This window comes from Larkinella sp. VNQ87, assembly GCF_049445795.1.
Taxonomy (GTDB): Bacteria; Bacteroidota; Bacteroidia; order Cytophagales; family Spirosomataceae; genus Larkinella.
In genome coordinates, this window is record NZ_JBMSDT010000014.1 from 1 (window position 1) to 18829 (window position 18829).

At 54.7% G+C, this 18829-nt stretch carries 16 protein-coding genes; 12 read left to right on the plus strand and 4 right to left on the minus strand.

Features of this window, described 5'->3' with window-relative positions; all coding sequences use genetic code 11:
* The 9 genes from ACO2Q8_RS22530 to ACO2Q8_RS22570 all read left to right on the plus strand — a co-directional run.
* A partial coding sequence (locus ACO2Q8_RS22530; RefSeq protein WP_423347126.1) for a DUF922 domain-containing protein occupies positions 1–1154 on the plus strand: 1154 nt, incomplete at its 5' end.
* 322 nt (positions 1155–1476) lie between these two features.
* Complete coding sequence (locus ACO2Q8_RS22535) at positions 1477–2517, plus strand: dipeptide epimerase (RefSeq protein ID WP_423347316.1); 1041 nt, start codon at positions 1477–1479, stop codon at positions 2515–2517.
* Entirely contained in the window at positions 2514–3587 is a 1074-nt protein-coding gene (locus ACO2Q8_RS22540; protein WP_423347127.1) for an aminotransferase class I/II-fold pyridoxal phosphate-dependent enzyme, read from the plus strand. The genes ACO2Q8_RS22535 and ACO2Q8_RS22540 overlap by 4 nt, the downstream gene beginning before the upstream one ends.
* Entirely contained in the window at positions 3562–4854 is a 1293-nt protein-coding gene (locus tag ACO2Q8_RS22545) for a serine hydrolase (protein WP_423347128.1), read from the plus strand. Before ACO2Q8_RS22540 ends, ACO2Q8_RS22545 begins: the two co-directional genes overlap by 26 nt.
* Before the next feature lie 28 nt (positions 4855–4882).
* Positions 4883–5905, plus strand: a complete 1023-nt coding sequence (locus ACO2Q8_RS22550; protein ID WP_423347129.1) for a hypothetical protein — start codon at positions 4883–4885, stop codon at positions 5903–5905.
* A gap of 142 nt (positions 5906–6047) precedes the next feature.
* A complete protein-coding gene (locus ACO2Q8_RS22555; protein ID WP_423347130.1) occupies positions 6048–6509 on the plus strand; it encodes a hypothetical protein in 462 nt (153 codons plus the stop codon).
* Positions 6510–6597: 88 nt separating this feature from the next.
* Complete coding sequence (locus tag ACO2Q8_RS22560; protein ID WP_423347131.1) at positions 6598–7722, plus strand: NlpC/P60 family protein; 1125 nt, start codon at positions 6598–6600, stop codon at positions 7720–7722.
* Positions 7723–7839: 117 nt separating this feature from the next.
* Positions 7840–8697: a helix-turn-helix domain-containing protein gene (locus ACO2Q8_RS22565; RefSeq protein ID WP_423347132.1), complete on the plus strand. Its 858-nt coding sequence runs from the start codon at positions 7840–7842 to the stop codon at positions 8695–8697.
* 211 nt (positions 8698–8908) lie between these two features.
* Entirely contained in the window at positions 8909–9316 is a 408-nt protein-coding gene (locus ACO2Q8_RS22570) for a DUF983 domain-containing protein (RefSeq protein WP_423347133.1), read from the plus strand.
* Between the two features lie 37 nt (positions 9317–9353).
* On the opposite strand, the gene ACO2Q8_RS22575 is transcribed toward ACO2Q8_RS22570, so the two are convergent.
* From ACO2Q8_RS22575 to ACO2Q8_RS22590, 4 genes are all read right to left on the minus strand, one after another.
* The gene (locus tag ACO2Q8_RS22575; RefSeq protein WP_423347134.1) at positions 9354–10190 is read right to left on the minus strand and encodes a sugar phosphate isomerase/epimerase family protein; all 837 of its coding nucleotides are present in this window, start codon (positions 10188–10190) and stop codon (positions 9354–9356) included.
* Positions 10191–10289: 99 nt separating this feature from the next.
* A complete protein-coding gene (locus tag ACO2Q8_RS22580) occupies positions 10290–10697 on the minus strand; it encodes a c-type cytochrome (RefSeq protein WP_423347135.1) in 408 nt (135 codons plus the stop codon).
* 133 nt (positions 10698–10830) lie between these two features.
* Positions 10831–12510 carry a hypothetical protein gene (locus ACO2Q8_RS22585; protein WP_423347136.1) on the minus strand — a complete coding sequence of 560 codons (1680 nt, stop codon included), beginning with the start codon at positions 12508–12510 and terminating at the stop codon, positions 10831–10833.
* 57 nt (positions 12511–12567) lie between these two features.
* Positions 12568–13767 (minus strand): hypothetical protein, encoded by a 1200-nt coding sequence (locus tag ACO2Q8_RS22590; RefSeq protein WP_423347137.1) that lies wholly within the window; start codon positions 13765–13767, stop codon positions 12568–12570.
* A 183-nt stretch (positions 13768–13950) separates the two neighbouring features.
* Here ACO2Q8_RS22590 and ACO2Q8_RS22595 point away from each other — a divergent pair, with 183 nt between their 5' ends.
* The 3 genes from ACO2Q8_RS22595 to ACO2Q8_RS22605 all read left to right on the plus strand — a co-directional run bounded on the left by ACO2Q8_RS22595 (position 13951) and on the right by ACO2Q8_RS22605 (position 18694).
* On the plus strand, positions 13951–15729 hold the full coding sequence (locus tag ACO2Q8_RS22595; protein WP_423347138.1) for a DUF885 domain-containing protein: 1779 nt from the start codon (positions 13951–13953) through the stop codon (positions 15727–15729).
* A gap of 20 nt (positions 15730–15749) precedes the next feature.
* Positions 15750–16580, plus strand: coding sequence for a CvfB family protein (locus ACO2Q8_RS22600; protein WP_423347139.1), 831 nt, complete (start codon positions 15750–15752; stop codon positions 16578–16580).
* Between the two features lie 113 nt (positions 16581–16693).
* On the plus strand, positions 16694–18694 hold the full coding sequence (locus ACO2Q8_RS22605) for a S9 family peptidase (protein ID WP_423347140.1): 2001 nt from the start codon (positions 16694–16696) through the stop codon (positions 18692–18694).
* Positions 18695–18829: the final 135 nt, after the last annotated feature.

Sequence of the window (18829 nt, forward strand, 5' to 3'; positions counted from 1 at the left end):
TCCCAAAACACGGACTGAACGGGGCCGCCCGGCGGTCCGTGGGTACGACAATGAAACGGCAACACCTCATACTCTTGTTCCTCCTTCCGCAGCTTGCGCTGGCGGGACAGGAACCGGTATGGGTGGCGTTTCGAAAAGAACCCATTGTAGTGCGGGGGGCGACTTTTTCGCTGGTTGGCGTACAGGATCGACGGGCCGTAAAATCACAACTGGGCATGATTCTGGCCGGTTCGCGCGGTAGTTTGCCCGTGCGCAGCAACGACGCCATCGCCGAGGTGTTTGCGGACCTGCTGCGGCCCGGTTTTCGGCCGGATTCGTCGCGGGTGCCCATCACGTTCCGGATTCAGGAATTTGTTTTCTCCGAAAAAGCGAAAAACGACACCCAGGCCGAGGGCGTCTGTCGGCTGGAACTGGCCTTCGACGTGATGCGCGATGGCAAACCGATTCAGTTGACGACCTACACGGCCCGAACCATTTATACGCGCTCGTTTGGCCAGACCGATCGGCTCGAACTGGTGGCCCGCAAAGCGCTCGAAAGTGCCGCTCAGTACCTTTCCAACTGGGTGAAACTCAATCGCGACAAAAGCCCGGCGCTGGTGAAGGGCCTGAAATTTATTTTTGTCGATCACACGATTCAGCAGGCATCGGGCGATACGGTTTTTTACAGCCCGATGCGGCCACTGACCTGGGACGATTTTCAGGCCGAGCCCCGGGGTGGTAGCCGGAACGCAGCCGCGATTTTTCCGACGTTTTCTTACGAAGGACACAGTAACTGGGTCAACGGTTATCTTCATGTTGAGCTAACCTTCAAGACGTTTATGATCAAAAGTCTGTCGTGGGTACGACCCGGCAACAAGGAAGAGTATGCCCTGCGGCACGAACAGAAGCATTTCGACATTGTCAAACTGATCGTCGAGCGGTTCAAGCAACGGATTGCGTCCGACGATGCAATGGACCTCGACGACTACAACAGCCGCATCCAGTTTCTATACCTGGAGGCCTACCGCAGCATGAACCGCTGGCAGGAGCAATATGACCAGGAAACCCAGCACGGCATCAACCGAATCGAACAGGAACGCTGGAACCGCAAAATCGCCGAAGACCTTAAAAACGCTGAGGACATGACCGCGATTATGATTTCCAACCGGCAGTAACGGTTTACGGTTTTCAGTATTCGGTGTTCAATATTCAGTGTTCATAATTCGATATTCGTTATTAAAACTGTCCGAAGGGTTGAAACATAGAATTTCAAATGTAAAATGGTAAACGCTAAATGTAAAAGTGGTTCAAAAGCGCCGAGCCACTTCAACATTTGAAATTTGAAATTTGAAATTTGAAATTTGAAATTTCAAATTCTATTGTTTTTTCCTTCGTACAATGCTAATAATGAATAACAAATATCGAATATCGAACACCGAATACTGAAAACCGTACATCCGAAATCTTCTGATTTGCGACTACATTTACACCATGCCTATTTCACTGCGTTTTCACCGGTTTGATCTCCGGCTTAAACATACGTTTACGATTGCTCACGACTCCCGTGATGTGCAGCCAACGCTGATTGTCGAACTACAGGACGGCGCTCTGAGCGGTTTTGGAGAAGCCACTTCCAATAAATACTACGGCATTACGCTTGACCGCATGACCGCTTCGCTGGAAGCCCTGCGGGAATTGATCGAAACCGGCGCGTGGACTACGGCCGAAGAACTGTGGGCGTTGGCTCACCCGGCCCTGATCGACAACCCGTTTGCCCAGTGTGCGCTGGACGAAGCCGCCCATGATCTGGTGGCGAAGCGGGCCGGAAAACCGCTGTATCAATACTGGAACCTCGACCCTACCCGCAATCCGCTGACCAACTACACCATCGGCATCGATACCGTCGAAAACATGGTTCGGAAAATGCAGGAATTACCCTGGCCCGTGTACAAGATCAAACTCGGCACAGCCGACGACCTGGCCATTGTCCGCGAACTCCGGCGACACACCGATGCGGTTTTTCGCGTGGATGCCAACTGCGCCTGGAACGCCGAAACTACCCTCGCGAACGCGCGCGCTTTGAAAGAACTCGGTGTGGAGTTTATCGAACAACCGCTCAAAGCCGACGATTGGGACGGCATGAAACGGGTGTTCGAACAGAGTGTGCTGCCGGTTATTGCCGACGAAAGCTGCATTGTGGAAAGCGACGTTGAACGATGCGCCGGGTATTTTCACGGCATCAACATCAAACTGACCAAATGCGGAGGACTGACCCCCGCCCGGCGGATGATCGAAACCGCCCGGCAACGGAGCCTGAAGGTGATGGTCGGCTGCATGAACGAAACCAGCGTCGGGATTTCGGCCATCGGGCAGTTGTTGCCCCTGCTCGATTACGTCGACATGGACGGAACGCTCCTCATTACCAACGATCCCGCAACGGGTGTCACCTTCGACTTCGGCCGGGTGCTCTACGCCCCCGAAAACGGCACCGGAGCGGCTTTGAAACCCGAAACCGGAGCGGTTCCTTCAGCAGCATGACGACTTATTATGCCATCGATCACCTGCCCGGCCGAACCATCCGGCTCGATGGCCAGGAATACCTGTTTTTTAGCGGCACGTCATACCTCGGCATGGCCCAAAATCCGGTTTTTCAGCAATACCTGGCCGACGGACTGGCACGATACGGGACGGTTTTCGGATCGTCGCGAAACGGCAATCTGCAACTGCGCATTTACGAAGAAGCAGAAGCGCGTCTGGCCGCATTCGCGCGGGCCGAAGCCGCTCTCACGCTGTCGTCGGGCATGCTGGCCGGGCAAGCCGTAGTCAACTGGCTGCAAGGTCAGGGCTACGGGTTTATCTACGGACCCGGCGCTCACCCCGCCATCTGGCAGAACCCCAACACGCGCCTGCCGACTATTTCGTATACCGACTGGGTCCGGCAAGTCCCCGCACTGCTTGCGGCTGCGGCTGCGGATCATGTGGTGATTGCGCTCAATTCGCTGGATGCCTTGTGTTCCGTAGCGTATTCGTTCGATTGGGTAAACGAGTTGCCTGATGATCAACCGATTACCCTGCTCATTGATGATTCACACGGTTTGGGTGTGGTTGGTCCGGAGGGCAGCGGAATCGGTTCGCTGGTTCCGCGTCGGGACAACGTTCGGCTAATCATTACGGCTTCACTGGCGAAGGCGATGGGCCTGCCCGGGGGCGTGATTCTGGCCGACCCGGACACGCTGGCTGCCATCCGGCATACGGCATTTTTTGGGGCCTGTTCGCCCATTCCACCGGCTTACCTGCATGCCTTTGGCCAGGCGCTGCCGCTGTACCGGACAGCGTTTGCGCAGTTACAAACCAACATTGCCCGGTTTGAAAGCAGGATCGGCCATTCGGGCGGTTTTCAACACATTCCGGGCTACCCGGTCTTTTATACTGCCCAGGATGCGTTATATTCGTATTTACTGGCGAACCGGATTCTGATTTATTCGTTTGCCTACCCGACCCCGGCCGACAAACCCAACACGCGCATCGTCATCAGCGCGTTACACCAGCCGGAGGATATGGAACGACTGGCTGATTGCCTGTATGGAAACACAAAACCACTTCCGTAGCAACGAACGACTCCGGCGCCTGCGGTTCAGCCTCCTGCTGATCGGCTGGACGTTGGTTGGCACAGGCAGCGGCTGGGCGCAGCAAACCGATAAATTTCTGGACGAACTGCTGAAGAAAAACCCGGAATTATTCGGCCCCGTGCTGAAAAACCCGGCCAAATACGACGTACAGATTCTGTATACGCAGATCAACCGCGACGAAAAAAACCGCCCGTTGTTCAAAACCTACCGATACCGGCTCGACAAAGACCGTTATTTCTATCCGGCCAGTACGGTCAAACTTCCGGCGGTGTTGCTGTCGCTCGAAAAAATCAACCAGCTTCGCAAAAAACAGCCTGGTTTGTCGATTTACACGCCCATGCTGACCGATTCAACCGGCTACCAGCCAGCCGCTTATCGCGATTCAACGGCGGAGAACGGCCTGCCTTCGGTAGCGCAGTACGCCCGGAAGATCCTGATGGTCAGCGACAACGATGCGTTCAACCAGCTGTATGAGTTTTTGGGTCAGTGCGATGTAAATGAGCGGTTGCGCGAAAAAGGGTACCGGAATCTCCGCATCGTGCACCGGCTCTCCATCCCGCTGACGCCCGACCAAAACCGCCGGACCAATGCCGTTCGGTTCGTCCGGAACGATACGGTTTTGTACCAGCAACCCGTTCAGGTTTGCGAGAAATCGTTCCGGCCCGAAAAGCCGATTTTTCGCGGCACGGGATACTTGAAGGGGCAAATGCGGATGAACGAACCGTTCGAATTTACGGACAAAAACTTCTTTTCACTGGACGACCAGCAAGCCATGCTGCGGGCAGTGTTGTTCCCCGACGATGTGCCTGCCCGAAACCGCTTCGATCTGACGTCCGATGACTACCGGTTTTTGTACCGCTATTTGTCACAAGTACCCCGCGAGTCAAAATTTCCGACCTACGATTCAACGTACTACGATAGCTACTGCAAGTTTCTGGTCTTCGGCGACGCCAGAAGCCGGATTCCGTCCTCGGTCCGGATTTTCAACAAAGTCGGTGATGCGTACGGCTACCTGATCGACAACGCCTACATTGTCGACTTCGAGAAAGGCGTCGAGTTCCTGTTGTCGGCCGTAATTTACTGCAACGAAGACGGTATTTTTAACGATAACCAATACGATTACCAGACAATCGGCTTTCCATTTATGGCGAATCTGGGCCGGGTGATTTTTGATTATGAGGTGAAACGGAAGCGGCCTTACGTACCGGATCTGAGCCGGTTTCGGGTTTCGTACGACACTCCTTAATCACTTCTCCCCGTTAACCAGACTCACCATGAATGTACTGGCTTTTGGCCTCTTGTTCGTCGTCCTGACCGGCCCCGCCCGCGCCCAGAACTGCGACCTTTCCTCCATCCTCACGATACCCGGCAAATGGACGCCCGGGATGCAGGGCTCGACCTCGGGCACCACAGCCGCCGACCTCGCCCGGGAAAAAACGCTGGTCGGTGCGCTGCATACCCGGATGCAGCAGCGCTACAAACCGATGGGCGTCGATGCCGATTACAACGGGATTTACATGACGAGCGCCGATCGACCCGCCAACTCCTTCGGGTACGCGCTGCGGGCTATGCCTTATGTCTGCCGGGAAAACCGGGCGGTTCGGGCCATCGAGACCAACACCAGCCTGTACATCATGGCGAACGAAATCACGTTTGGACCCGAAATCTTTGAGACTTTCCGAGATGGTTCGCCCTGGGATCTGGGTTTTCACGCCATGCGTAAGCTGCCGGTTGAGCAGGACAGTGTGCTGCACTGGGTGGAAGAAACCAGCCTGGGATTTGGAAACCGGGGCGTACAGCACACCTGGCTGATTACCTACGACGGTCGGCTTCCGTTTCAGTACGTCAGTCGGAAAGAGTTTCTGGAGAAGAAAAAAGCCAAACTGACGGCGGGTCGGCAGACTGAAATAGAAACCATCAAAAGCAATTACCGGACAGCTCCCAAAGCGGAACTGGACCAGCGTCTGCAAAAAGCGACCCAGGGATTCGATGCGGCTCTGGCGAAAGTCGAATCGTACCTTAAAGAACCGTCCGCCGAGCTGGCGAAACCGGCCATTGTCAAGCAGGACCCGCAGGATTTTTTGTCGCACCTGTTTACGACGCCCGACGATCCGTTTGCCAACGTGCCGATTAAACCAAATCCGGCGTATTTCAACCGCAAACTGCCGCGCTCGTCTCCGCAATTCTTCACCGTGGTGCTGAAAGGCGATGAGAAAAACCTGGTTTTAGGCCGGGCCATGCAGGAAATCCGGCAGTCACTGGATTTTGGTCAGTTGAAAGCCCTGCTGGGTCGCTGATTCAACTTGTCGGTTTTGCTTTAAACCGGATTCAGGAACCATTGCTAACGGTTCAAGCGGGCAAAATGACGATTCAGGTAACCATCGATTGAGATCCGGTTTGTTCAACATTACGTTTGCAGCGAACAAAACAACTCTACTGATGAAAAAACTACTCGTCTTCCTCTTTGTCCTTGTCTCGGTGGTTGCCTGCAAGAAAGATGGCGATCCGAAACCTGACCAACCGGCCGAGCCAGCGGATAAAGTAGCTGGCACCTACAAACTGAGTTCCTTCCACTTTATTCAGGGCGGCAATGAAGTCGAATTACCGACCTTGCCGCTGGTGGAAGGCGGAAAAACCGTGGCCTCCGGAACCGTGAAGGTGACGAAAAAAACCGACGGCAAAGCCACCCTCGACCTGTCGCTTTTCATCGAAGGCGAAGGAACCGTTGATCTGCTGGAAGATCTTGCTATTGAAGTGAAGCCGTCAGGTTCCAACTACGGATTGTATGCCGGTGGCGACCGGATTGGCGATGCCGATGGCGGCTTTATCATTTTCAACATCAGCGGCAAAGACCCCGACACCGGCGACGAACTGAAACTCGCCTTCAATGCAAAGAAATAACCCCTTCATCAACTTCCCCAAAGCCAGGCACGGATTCGTTTCTGGCTTTTTGTATTTTTGTTTTTTCGATTGCTTCCTGACTGGTATCATGAAACGTTTTTTTGTCGGGTTTAGCCTGATTATCCTGAGTTCGGTGAGCGGTTTCGCACAGTCGCTTCAGCAACTGGTTGAAGCGGTTCAGAAACAGTACGCTCCTGACAAACGGGTGGCCATTTTCAACATTGTAGCTGATTCTTCGGGAACGCTGACCGGTTTTACGAACCTGCCCGAAGCGAAACAGGCGTTGCTGAACCAGCTAAAAGCCGCCGACCGGCCCTTTGTGGATCAGATTCAGCTATTGCCCGCCCCGGTTCTGGGCGAAAAAACGTTCGCGATTGTCAATGTGTCGGTGGCCAACCTCCGCTCCAACGCCCGCAACTCCGCCGAATTGTCAACCCAGGCGCTGTTGGGTATGCCGCTCAATGTCTGGGACAAAGACCGGGGCTGGTACCAGGTGCAAACCCCCGATCAGTACATTGCCTGGACGGATTCCGGGGCATTACAACTGATGACAAAGGCGGATTTCGAGCAATGGAATTCTGCCGAAAAAATCATCTATACCCGGCCCTTCGGATTCGTGTACAGCGAGCCGAATAAACGAGCACAAACTGTTTCTGACATTGTTGCGGGCAATCAACTCGTCCTGGTTAGCGAACAACGACGGTATTTTCAGGTCCGCTACCCCGACGGACGGACGGGCTACATACCTAAATACGAAGCTCAGCGGCTGGCCGACTGGCAGGCTGCCGCCCGACCCACCGAGGAAGCCCTGGTCAGCACGGCCAAAAGCCTGATGGGGATTCCGTATCTGTGGGGTGGCACGTCGGTCAAAGGCATGGATTGCAGCGGATTCACGAAAACCGTGTACCTGCTCAACGGCCAGCAACTCCCCCGCGATGCGTCGCAGCAGGTACACGTCGGCGACCTGATCGACACGGCGGGGAAAAACTTTGCCCGGCTGCGGCCCGGCGACTTGCTGTTCTTCGGTGAACCGGCCACGGCCGACAAACCGGAGCGCGTTGTTCACGTCGGCATGTGGATTGGTAACAACGAGTTTATCCACGCATCCGGTCAAATCCGCATCACCAGCGTTGATCCCAACGCCCCGAACTTCGACGCCTACGAACTCAACCGGTTTTTGCGCGTGAAGCGAGTCGCCAATCCGGGGCAGTAAAAAAGAATTATGAGTTATGAATTATGAGTTATGGATGAGCTGACGCATTCTTCCGTCGTCACTCCCTATAACAGATACTAATTCATAACTCATAATTCATAACTCATAATTTACCTCATGTCCTCTTCCGTTCCGGTTTACAAACTTCAGTCGTTTCCGCGCCATGAGCCCAACGCGCTTTTCTACATGACCCGGCTGGAGAAACTGGTGCAGGAATTCAAAGGCATCGACAAACCGCATTCGCACACGTTTTACCTCGTGATGTGGTTGATCCAGGGAAGCGGCACGCACACGATTGATTTCAAAACCTATTCGATTGCTCCAAATCAACTCTATTTTCTGACCCCCGGGCAGGTCCATAGCTGGAAACTGTCCGACGATGCCGAAGGCTTCAACCTGTTTTTTGAAGCCAACTTCTTCCGGAGCCGGTTTAGCCACCGGCTGTTTCAGTACCCGTTTTTTCACTCCCACCAGCATCAGCCGCTGTTGGATGTCGAGGGCAGTCCGGATTTGTTCCGGGATTTATTTCGGTACGCCTGGCAGGAATACGATGGCCGCCAGCCTAACCACCCGGAGGTGTTTTTGTCCTACCTGCACCTGATTCTGGAAACAGCCAGCCGACTTTATACGGAACAGCGGATGACGACCGACCCCAACCTGTATGGCCGACTTCGGCAATACGAAGAATTGCTGGAACACCAATTTCTGACGGTCCGGGAGGTGAGTCAGTACGCCAAACAAATGAGCCTGACACCCAATTACCTCAATGCGATTTGCAAGAAAGTCCTGGGCAAAACCGCCAGCCAGCTTTTGCACGAACGGCAAATCATTGAAGCGCAGCGACTTTTGACACACACGGCAAAGTCGGTGAAGGAAATAGGGTTTCAGCTCGGCTTCGAAGACCCTTCGTATTTTGTCCGGTTTTTCCGGAAACATACCCGGCAAACGCCTGCTGAATTCAGAATGATGAGTTAAGAATTAAGAGTTGGCTCCGCTCAATTTCGGCTGATCGTTGATTTGTACCATACCGTTCCGGGTTTGTCTTTTTAAAACCGTCTGCGCTCCCCTAGCTTTGCAGTGTTCTTAACGTACCCACGGACTTTAGTCCGTGTTTTAGTCAACTCAATCGAAAAGCCAGCACAAAAACACGGACTAAAGTCCGTGGGTACTTTAAACCCCAAAGGCCATGTTCACCGATAATCGTCTCTATAGCGTCGTCTTCAACAAATGCCCGCGTTGTCACCAGGGCGACTTTTTCGTCACCTCCAGCGCCTACAACCGCCGGTTCGACGAAATGCACAAAAACTGCTCGCACTGCGGGCAGGACTTTGTACCCGAACCCGGTTTTTACTGGGGATCGATGTACCTGAGCTACGCCTTTTACACCGCGTACACGCTCATCACATTTCTGGTGTTCGTAAGCTGGCTGAAGATTGACCTGAACACGTACCTGATTGGTCTGACGCCCACGCTGATTGCCTTGACGCCCTATTTTTTCCGGCTGGCCCGCCGGGCCTGGCTCACCTTTTTCGTCGCCTACGACCCCGCAACAAAATGGCGTTCAAGCCGGGAACAAGAGAATGTTCCGGCCTGAACGCCGTTCCGAAAACCGGTTTTCCGGTCAGATAACCTTACTTAAGACTTTGTAAGTAAGCGACGCTTTCGGGCATTTGCTCCATCGAGCGCGAGGATTCGTCTTCGATGAAGTAATGTTTGACACCCGATTTTTTGGCCTGTTTCATGATCTCGGCAATGCCCAGATCGCCTTTGCCAATGGCCACGTTTGACTCCACGTCGACGTGGCCGGTGTCGTTGCCGGGCGTGCCGGGTTTGCGGTCTTTCAGGTGCATCAGCGGAAAGCGTTTCGGATATTTTTTCAGCAGCGCCACCGGGTCCTGACCGGGGTGTTTGACCCAGAACACATCCATTTCAAAGTTGCAGTACTGCGGCTCCAGAAACTCCACCAGGTAGTCGAAGAAGGTGCCGTTCTGGTAGGGCTGGAATTCGTACCCGTGAATGTGGTAACAAAATGAAATGCCGTGGTCGCGGAGCAGCTTCCCGGCAGTGTTGAACACGTCGGTAGCCCGTTTGGCGTCCTCGATGGTAAACCGGTCGCCGTTGTGCGGAATCCAGGCACACATGACGTATTTGACGCCGAGGGCTTTGGCCTCTTCCAGCACTTTCGGCACGTTGGCGGCCAAATCTTCGTAGGAAGCACCGGTGCCGATGGGTTTCAGGCCGTATTTGTCGAGCCGTTTTTTGAACTCGGCCGGGGCCAAACCATACGTTCCGGCCAGTTCAACTTCCCGAAAGCCCATCGCCTTGACTTTCGCCAGCGTTCCCTCGACATCCTTCGAAAACTGTTCGCGAAAACTATACAACTGGAGGCCAACCGGCGACTTGGGCTGCGCCAAGCCCGAAGCGGCCAGGCCGACAGCGAGCAGCAGAGAAAATAGAAGCGTTTTCATGGACCAGGAGTACTTCATCAAAAGCGAGGATTGTAATTTCTCTTCCTAGTTAATCATTTAATCCGTGTAATCCCACGGGGCCGCCCGAGCGGTTCAAGTTTATTTTCCCCCTCTCACTTTCTTCACCTCCTCCGGCGAAACACCTTCAGCCTTATTTCCAAAATTGCTCCGGATAAACGTCAGCACGTCCGAAATCTCTTTGTCGGACAGAAAATCATGGGCGGGCATCACATTGTCGTACGTTTCGCCATTGATCTCGATGGGCTCTTGTAACCCCTTTAGAATCACATTAATCAGCCGGGTTTTGTCGCCGGTTACCCATTCACTCTGCTTCAGGGGTGGATTCAGGTTTGGAACGCCCGTGCCATCGGCCTGGTGGCAGGTCAGGCAATACTGTTCATAGATTTGCTGGCCCGGACTGGGGGCCGCTTTGGGTGCTGGTTTTTTAGTTTGGGCAATACCGGTTAACGTCAAAAAACAAAGACCTGCTGCGAACGCAATTCTCATAATGCAAAGTTGATTTTTGTAAAGATAAGCGGGAAGGCCGAAAAAAAGAGGAAAGCCGGAAGGCAGAAGTGAAAAACCGATCAAAGCGTCTTTTTCATCTTCCGGCTTCCGGCCCTCCTTTCGCTTCTTTCTTTTACATCAAATTTTCCTTCACCTGCGTATCAAAAACGCCCGTCAGCACCCGGCCATTGCGTTTGACCTGCACCCAGATCCGGTAGTGCCCGGGGCGCGGAAACGCATACGGAAACTCGACCATGTTGTTGACCTTCATGGTGTGCGACATGGCAGGCATCCCGGCTATCAGCCGCCGGTTTTTCTCGGCTTCAGGCAGGGTTTTCAACGCGGCCACGTAGCGGTCGATGCTGTCGCGGAACACGACGGGGTCGGGGTACTGAAAACTGCGGGTGGTGTCGGCAATCCGGTCGACCAGAAAACTTTCGGCCGCCATCGAGTAAGTACCCACCGGATGAAGGTGAATAAACACGGTGCCGTCGGAGCGGACAATGGCCGCGTGTCCACCCATGCCGAGGTACGGTTCGAGTGGAGCGGGTTTGCCCTGCGCATCGGCCACGGCAAATTTTAGCAGGTACGGTTTTCCGGTTTCGAGGACCGACGCGGGCTTATCCGTCCAGAGCATCGTCGAACCGTCGCTCAGCGTTGAACTGGCCCCCGGAATCCCGCAGAGCACCATATCGTCGTCGAGGTGCGGAATACCAACGGCATTGGCTTTCACGCCCATCGGTTGGGTCACCAGCCAGCTATTATCTTCGTCGGACACCGGGGCCGGGCTGTTCACCGCAACGGGTTTGGTTCGGGGGGCGGGAATCGAAACCGTGTCGGTCAGTGTTTCAGTGAACCCGTTTCGGTACACAATATCGGCATACAGCATGTACTGGCCCGCCGGAAGGTCGGGCAGGTCGGTTTGAAACCGGGTAATGTCTGCCCGGTCAGGGTGCAGGTGCGCAAAGGCATCCAGACCGGGGGTGCGAGCCAGAAAAACGTGCATCAGCTTGCCGTGATCGGGCACCAGAAAAGCCAGCCGACGGCGTTTGCCATTGCCCTGCGCAAATTGCGCGGTGTCGATTCGAATGGTCATCACCGGAGTCTGATCCGGTTTTGTATCGACGGTGGTGGTGATCGGCAGCGGAGCGTAAAGCTGTTCAGTGCGGTATTCGTTGGCCCAGCCGTTCCACCAGCTCCGCCAGCCAGTCAGGCCCAGCCCCAGCAGCACCACGGCCACGCCCATACCAACCAGTCGCTTCCGGCGAAACGATTTCGGCTCGGTCTGGCCCGGTTTCAGGGTTCCGTCGGCCAGACTGGCCCCGATGGTGGTGATGAGCAAAATAACCAGCAACAAACCCAGTGCAGCCAGCCCAAGACCGGTTCCGGCGGGCATGGGCCGCATCACCGTCGGGACCGACACCACCGGAGCCACCAGCGTTGCCTTGCCGTCGGGGCCGTTGATCACCAGTTCGATGCTCGACGAACCAGATTCCATCATCCAGACCACCCCCTCGAAACGGTTGTCACCCAGGGGTTTAAGTTCATCATGAATCGGAGCGCCTTCGTCCCCGGCAAAGAAATAGATCGGCCGGGCTTCCAGCATCGTTGCCCGTCCACTCTCGACAAAAACCGTCACCTTGGCCGTTCCGGGTACGACATCCGGCGGCACCACACTCACCAGAACCTGGTATTTCCCAGCCTGTTTCTGCACCAAAACCCCCGGACTCCCGACATGCGCCCAGGCAATGATCGAATGTGTGAATGAGAGAATGAGTGAATAAAAAAATGCCCGTACAAAAGACGTCTTCATGACCCCAGCGGCTCCCGCCTTTTAACTCTTAATTCTTAACTCTTAATTCTTAACTCCCTACCGTTGCACCCGTTTCATCCAGTTGCCCCAGAGCAGCCCGACCCGCGCCGACAGGATGGCGCACCCGATGGCGATGCCGATGCCTTTCAGAAAATCAGGCATTGATTCGAGCCAGTATGGATGAAACTGGTGGTGGTAAGGCCAAGTCGGATCGTCGTCATACGACATGGAATCTGAGAAGAAAAACCAGTTTCGGGCATACGGCGAGGTGTGCAGAAATTCGCCGAAATACCATTGGACCCCTGCGATCACCAGAACGAACGCCGTGCCGGTGAGGGCCGCCAGCAGCCAGTCGTTCAGTCGACCGTTGCCAAACCGGTGCAGCAGTTTGTCGAGCACAAAACCGGGAATCACCAGCGCCAGCGGAAACAAAAAGGCCTGGTAATGCGTGATCGGATTCAGGACTGGCCCCAGCCGGGGCGTTGCCGGAAAAAGCGGCAGAATCCAGCTCGGAATTAGCATCGTCAGCATGTAAACGGCGGCTGTCAGGGTAATCGGATACCGCAACGACGACGCCCGGCCCACGGCCAGCAGAAAGAACGGGAACGCAATGCCCATGGCAATGTAGGCCGACGAATGATGCGAGGCCCACGGCCCCATTTTTTCGGCCAGCATCGTATAGAGAATGCTTAGCAACAGCCCGGCGGCAATCGTGAACATGATTTTGAGTCGCTGGGCCTGTTGGGGGTTGTTGTCATACAGGTCCACCGACGGATTGGAATACCGGTTTTGCAGGGCCAGTACTCCAATCATCGCCCCAAACTGCACCGTCATCATGCCGACCAGCAAAACCGTGTGTGGAGGAGTCAGAATCTGGACATCCAGGCCGTAGGTGTTGTGCCACCAGTCGTCGAACGGGGCCGAGGTCAACATTGTCAGCGCCCCCCAGACGCAGTACATAGCCCCCAGCGATCCGTGAAAAACACCCCAAAACCGCACGGAGGAATCCCGTTCAGGATTACGGCGGTCGAAGGTAAGCTGCAAAATCTTGAAGCCCGAAAACAATCCGGCGACGACAGCCCCCACGTACATGAGCAGATGCGGAGGAGCAAACAGCCCGTCACGGCCGATACTCATGTGCCACATAATGTCCCAGAGGAGTCCCCATACGATGCAGAGCGAGGAGAGCACCACCGCGTAGATGTAGGTTGGAATACCGTCCGTCCGCGTGAGCGCAGGCGATAATGTAACTTGCATAACGGCTTGTCGATTACGTGTAGTTCAGTAAATGTATACAAAAGACCCGTTTCTCCCTAGTTTCCCCTATGGCGTACCGGAATTAAGTCTCATTCAGTACCGCACTTCCCGAAAAAGGGCCATTCCAGTCCTTTCTCTACTCCCGGTTTCTTGCTACCTTTCGCTACCGAATCCGATTTGCCGATGAACAAGATTCTACTAGCCGCCCTATTCCTGGCGACCGTTATGGCCTGTAACTCCACGACAAACGACGAAAAGAACCCGTCGACTGATTTTGCCAAAACCGTCGATGACTATTACGAAGAACGCCTGAAGCTGTTCCCGCTGGAAGCGACCATGCAGGGCGACAACCGGTACAACGACCAGTTGCCCAACAGTATTTCCCAGGAATTTCTCGACCAGACGAAACAGTTCTACACCAACACGCTCGAAAAACTGACCGGTTTTGATCGCGAAAAACTGTCGGAGCAGGACCGGATTTCGTACGACATTCTGAAGCGCGAACTGGAACTGCAACTCGAACAATTCAACTACCACCTCGAACAGGTACCGTTTTCGCAGTTTGAGGGCTTGACGCTGACGTTCGGGCAATTAGGCAGCGGAGCCGGAGCGCAGCCGTTCAAAACCGTCAAGGATTACGACGACTGGCTGAAACGGGTGTCGGCCTTCCGGGTTTGGGGCGACACGGCGGTGGCGAACTTCCGGAAGGGCATGGCCAACGGGATGATCTGGCCGAAAAGCCTGGTCGTTAAGATGATTCCGCAGATGACCGACCTGGTCGTGACCGATCCGACGAAAAGCCTGTTTTACGGGCCCATCAACAACCTGCCGAAAGATTTCAGCGAAGCCGATAAAAACCGGCTGACGGCGGCTTATCAAAAAGCCATCCGCGAAGAAATCGTACCGACGTATCAAAAACTGGGCGATTTTCTGAAAAACGAGTACCTGCCCAAAGCCCGGACGAGTTCGGGCATTGACGTGGTACCGAAGGGCAAGGAGTTGTACGGTTTTCTGGTGCGAACCTGGACAACGACCGACAAAACCCCGGAAGAAATCTACCAAACCGGCCTGAAGGAAGTGGCCCGGATTCGGTCGGAGATGGAGAAAGTGAAAGCGCAGGTGGGCTTCAAAGGCACGCTCGCAGAATTCTTTACCCATCTCAAAACCGACCCGAAGCTGTATCCGTACAAACAGCCGAAAGAGGTTCTGGCGGCTTTCAACGCCATTCTGGCTAAGATTGAGCCGAACCTGAAAACGATGTTTACCCAGACGCCGAAGTCGAAATTCGAAATCCGGCAGACCGAAAAGTTCCGGGAAGCATCGGCCAGCGCCGAATACAATCCGGGTTCGGCCGACGGCACGCGCCCCGGTATTTTCTACGTTCCGATTCCGGATGCCACGAAATTCAACGTGACCTCGGGCATGGAGTCGCTGTTTCTGCACGAGGCCATTCCGGGCCACCACTACCAGATTTCGTTACAGCAGGAGAACACCGATCTCCCCAAATTCCGGCGGTTTGCCTGGTACGGCGCCTACGGCGAAGGCTGGGCGCTGTACTGCGAGTCGCTGGGCCGCGAACTGGGCCTGTACACCGACCCGTATCAATACATGGGCGCGCTGAACGACGAGATTCACCGGGCGATCCGGCTAGTGGTTGACGTGGGCCTACATACCAAACAGATGACCCGCGAACAGGCGATTCAGTACATGATGGACAACGAACCGATTGCCGAAGACGGCGCGGTGGCCGAAATTGAACGGTACATGGCGATTCCGGCGCAGGCGCTGTCGTATAAAATCGGTGCCCTGAAAATCCGGGAACTGCGGGCTAAATACGAGCAGCAACTGGGCGACAAATTCAGTCTGGCGGCTTTTCACGACGAATTCCTGAAAGACGGCTGTATGCCCCTTGATGTGCTCGAACGCAAAATGGATGCCTGGGCCGCGCGGCAAAGTAAGTAACGGCTCCAAAATCAGATCGAATGCTACACCTTGGAAAATTTAATACGCTCCGGGCGCTGCGGGAAACCAGCGTCGGGGTTTTTCTGGGCGACGACGAAGGCAACGACGTGCTGCTGCCCAACAAGTACGTTCCCCGAACACTAGCCATCGGTGACGACATCGACGTGTTCCTCTACACCGACTCCGAAGACCGGGTGATTGCCACCACCCTGACGCCGAAAATCAAGCGCAACGAATTCGCCCGTTTGCAGGTGGTGTCGGTCACGCGGGTGGGCGCTTTTCTGGACTGGGGCCTGGAAAAAGATTTGCTCGTGCCGTACCGGGAGCAGCTCCGGCCGATGGAGGTGGGACGCTGGTATACGGTTTTTCTGTACCTCGACCACGAAACCGACCGGCTGGTGGCGTCGAGCCGCCTGAATCGGTTTCTGGACACGGGCCGCCCGAATCTGGACGAAGGACAGGAAGTGCCGCTGTTGGCTTACGAGTCAACCGAACTCGGTATCAACGTGATTATCAATAACCGGTATAAAGGGCTGGTCTACGCCAACGAGATTTTCCAGCACGTTTATCCCGGCGACCGGCTGACGGGTTACATCAAGCAGGTCCGCGAGGATAACCGGGTGGATGTCAGTTTGCAGAAACCGGGTTACGAAAACGTCGAAGCCAACACGGAACGAATTCTGGCGGCCCTGGATCAACAGCGCGGTTTTCTGCCGCTTCACGACAAAAGCGACCCCGACGAGATTTACCGGCTGCTCGAAATGAGCAAGAAGACGTTTAAAAAAGCCGTTGGCGCGTTGTTCAAAGACCGGAAAATCGTGATTAAGGAAGACGGGATTTACCGGGTTTGATTCTTTTTACTAAAAACCGCTTGATTCCACTTCGGCTGCGGCTTGTGATTTCTCCGTTCGTCCGTGTTTTTTTAGTACCTTACCATTCATCCTTATCCATCTCCCTGTTCAGCATGAAGAAGGTGTCTTTTTTATTCCTCACCATTTGGCTGGTTTCGACCGTCAGGGCCCAGGTTCCGGCGCTGATCGACCGGCAGTTGATCTTTGGCGACCCCGAAATTACCGGCGCGCAGCTTTCGCCCGATGGGGCCTATATGTCATTCATTAAACCGCACAAGGGTACGCGTAACATATGGGTCAAAAAACGCGAGGAGCCGTTTACGGCCGCCAAACCGATCACCGCCGACACGACGCGGCCTATCGGTAGTTACTTCTGGTCGCGGGATGGCAAATACGTGTTGTACGTGCAGGACAAAGGCGGGAACGAAAACTTCCACATTTACGCCGTCAATCCGGCGGAAGGCAACGGCAATGACGTACACAAAGCCCGCAACCTGACCGACCAAAACGGCGTGCGGGCGGTGATTTACCGCGTTCCGAAAAGCGACCCGAACACGCTGTATGTCGGGCTCAACGACCGCGATAAAGCCTGGCACGACCTGTACAAACTGAACCTGACAACGGGCGAAAAAACGCTCGTCCGTAAGAATACCGACCGCATCACCGGCTGGGTCTTCGACTGGGACGACAAACTGCGGCTGGCTACCAGCACGGCCCCCGACGGCAGCACGGAAATCCTGCGGGTTGATGAATCCGGGCTGACGAAAATCTATTCCACCACGATCTACGAAACCAGCTACCCCGTTGCTTTTCACAAAGATAACCAGCGGTTTTACCTCGTTACCAACAAAGACAAACTGGACCTGATGAAACTGATGCTGTTCAATCCGGTCACGATGAAAGAACAGTCGGTGGAGGCCGATCCGCAGAAAAAAGTCGACTTCGGGGGTTTGGCGATTTCGGAAGTCACGCGGGAACCCATTTTTACGACTTACAATGACGAAAGACTCCGCCGGTACTGGAAAGACAAGGCGTTTGAAAAGGACTTTCAATTCATTCTGCGGGAATTACCGGGCATGGATATTCAGTTCGGTTCGTCCACGGACGACGAGCAATACTGGCTGCTGTCGGCTACGAGCGATACTGACCCCGGTGCTACGTTCCTGTTCGACCGCAAAACCAAGGAGCTGACGTTTCAGTATCGTCCGCGTCCGAAACTGCCCATCAACGACCTAGCGCGTATGGAAGCGATACGGTACAAATCGTCCGACGGCCTCGAAATACCGGCTTTTCTGACGTTACCGAAAGGACGCGATCCTCGTAATCTGCCGCTGGTGGTGGTGCCGCACGGCGGGCCGTGGGCGCGCGATTTCTGGGGGTATAACGCTTACCACCAGTTTCTGGCCAACCGGGGCTATGCGGTTTTGTCGATGAATTTCCGGTCTTCGACGGGCTACGGCAAGCAGTTTCTGAACGCTGGAAACAAGCAGTGGGGCGAAAAAATGCAGGATGATATCACCTGGGGCGTCAAGCACCTGGTCGATCAGGGAATTGCTGATCCAAAGCGCGTCGGCATTATGGGCGGTTCGTACGGCGGGTATGCTACGCTGGCGGGGTTGGCCTTCACGCCGGATGTGTACGCGGCCGGAGTCGCCATTGTGGCTCCTTCCAACATCATCACCCTCCTCAACTCGATTCCGCCGTACTGGGAGTCGGTTCGTAAAACGTTCTATGAACGGATGGGAGATCCGAACACGCCCGAAGGCAAAGCCCAGTTGATGAAACAGTCGCCGTTGTTTTCGGCCGATAAAATCAAAGCACCGTTGCTGGTGGTGCAGGGGGCCAACGACCCGCGCGTGAACAAAGCCGAGTCTGACCAGATTGTGGTGGCTCTCCGCGATCGCGGTTTTCCGGTCGAGTACCTCTGCGCCCCCGACGAAGGCCACGGTTTTGCGCGGCCCGTCAACAACATGGCGATGCTGGCGATGGCCGAGAAATTTCTGGCCAAACACCTCGGTGGCCGCTACCAGGAGTCCATGCCCGACGCCGTCGCCAACCGCCTGAAAGAGATCACCGTGGATGTCAAAACCGTGCAATTGGCAGAGAAGAAATAATATTTTAACAGTGTGGGTACGTTCAACCTCTTTTCCGATTCCTTCTCAGCCATTCTTGGAGAAGGATTTTAACCGTTCCCTCATTCACCCATTTTAAGGATGTTTTCATCGTCCTTTTTCCTGCTTTTGTCAGTT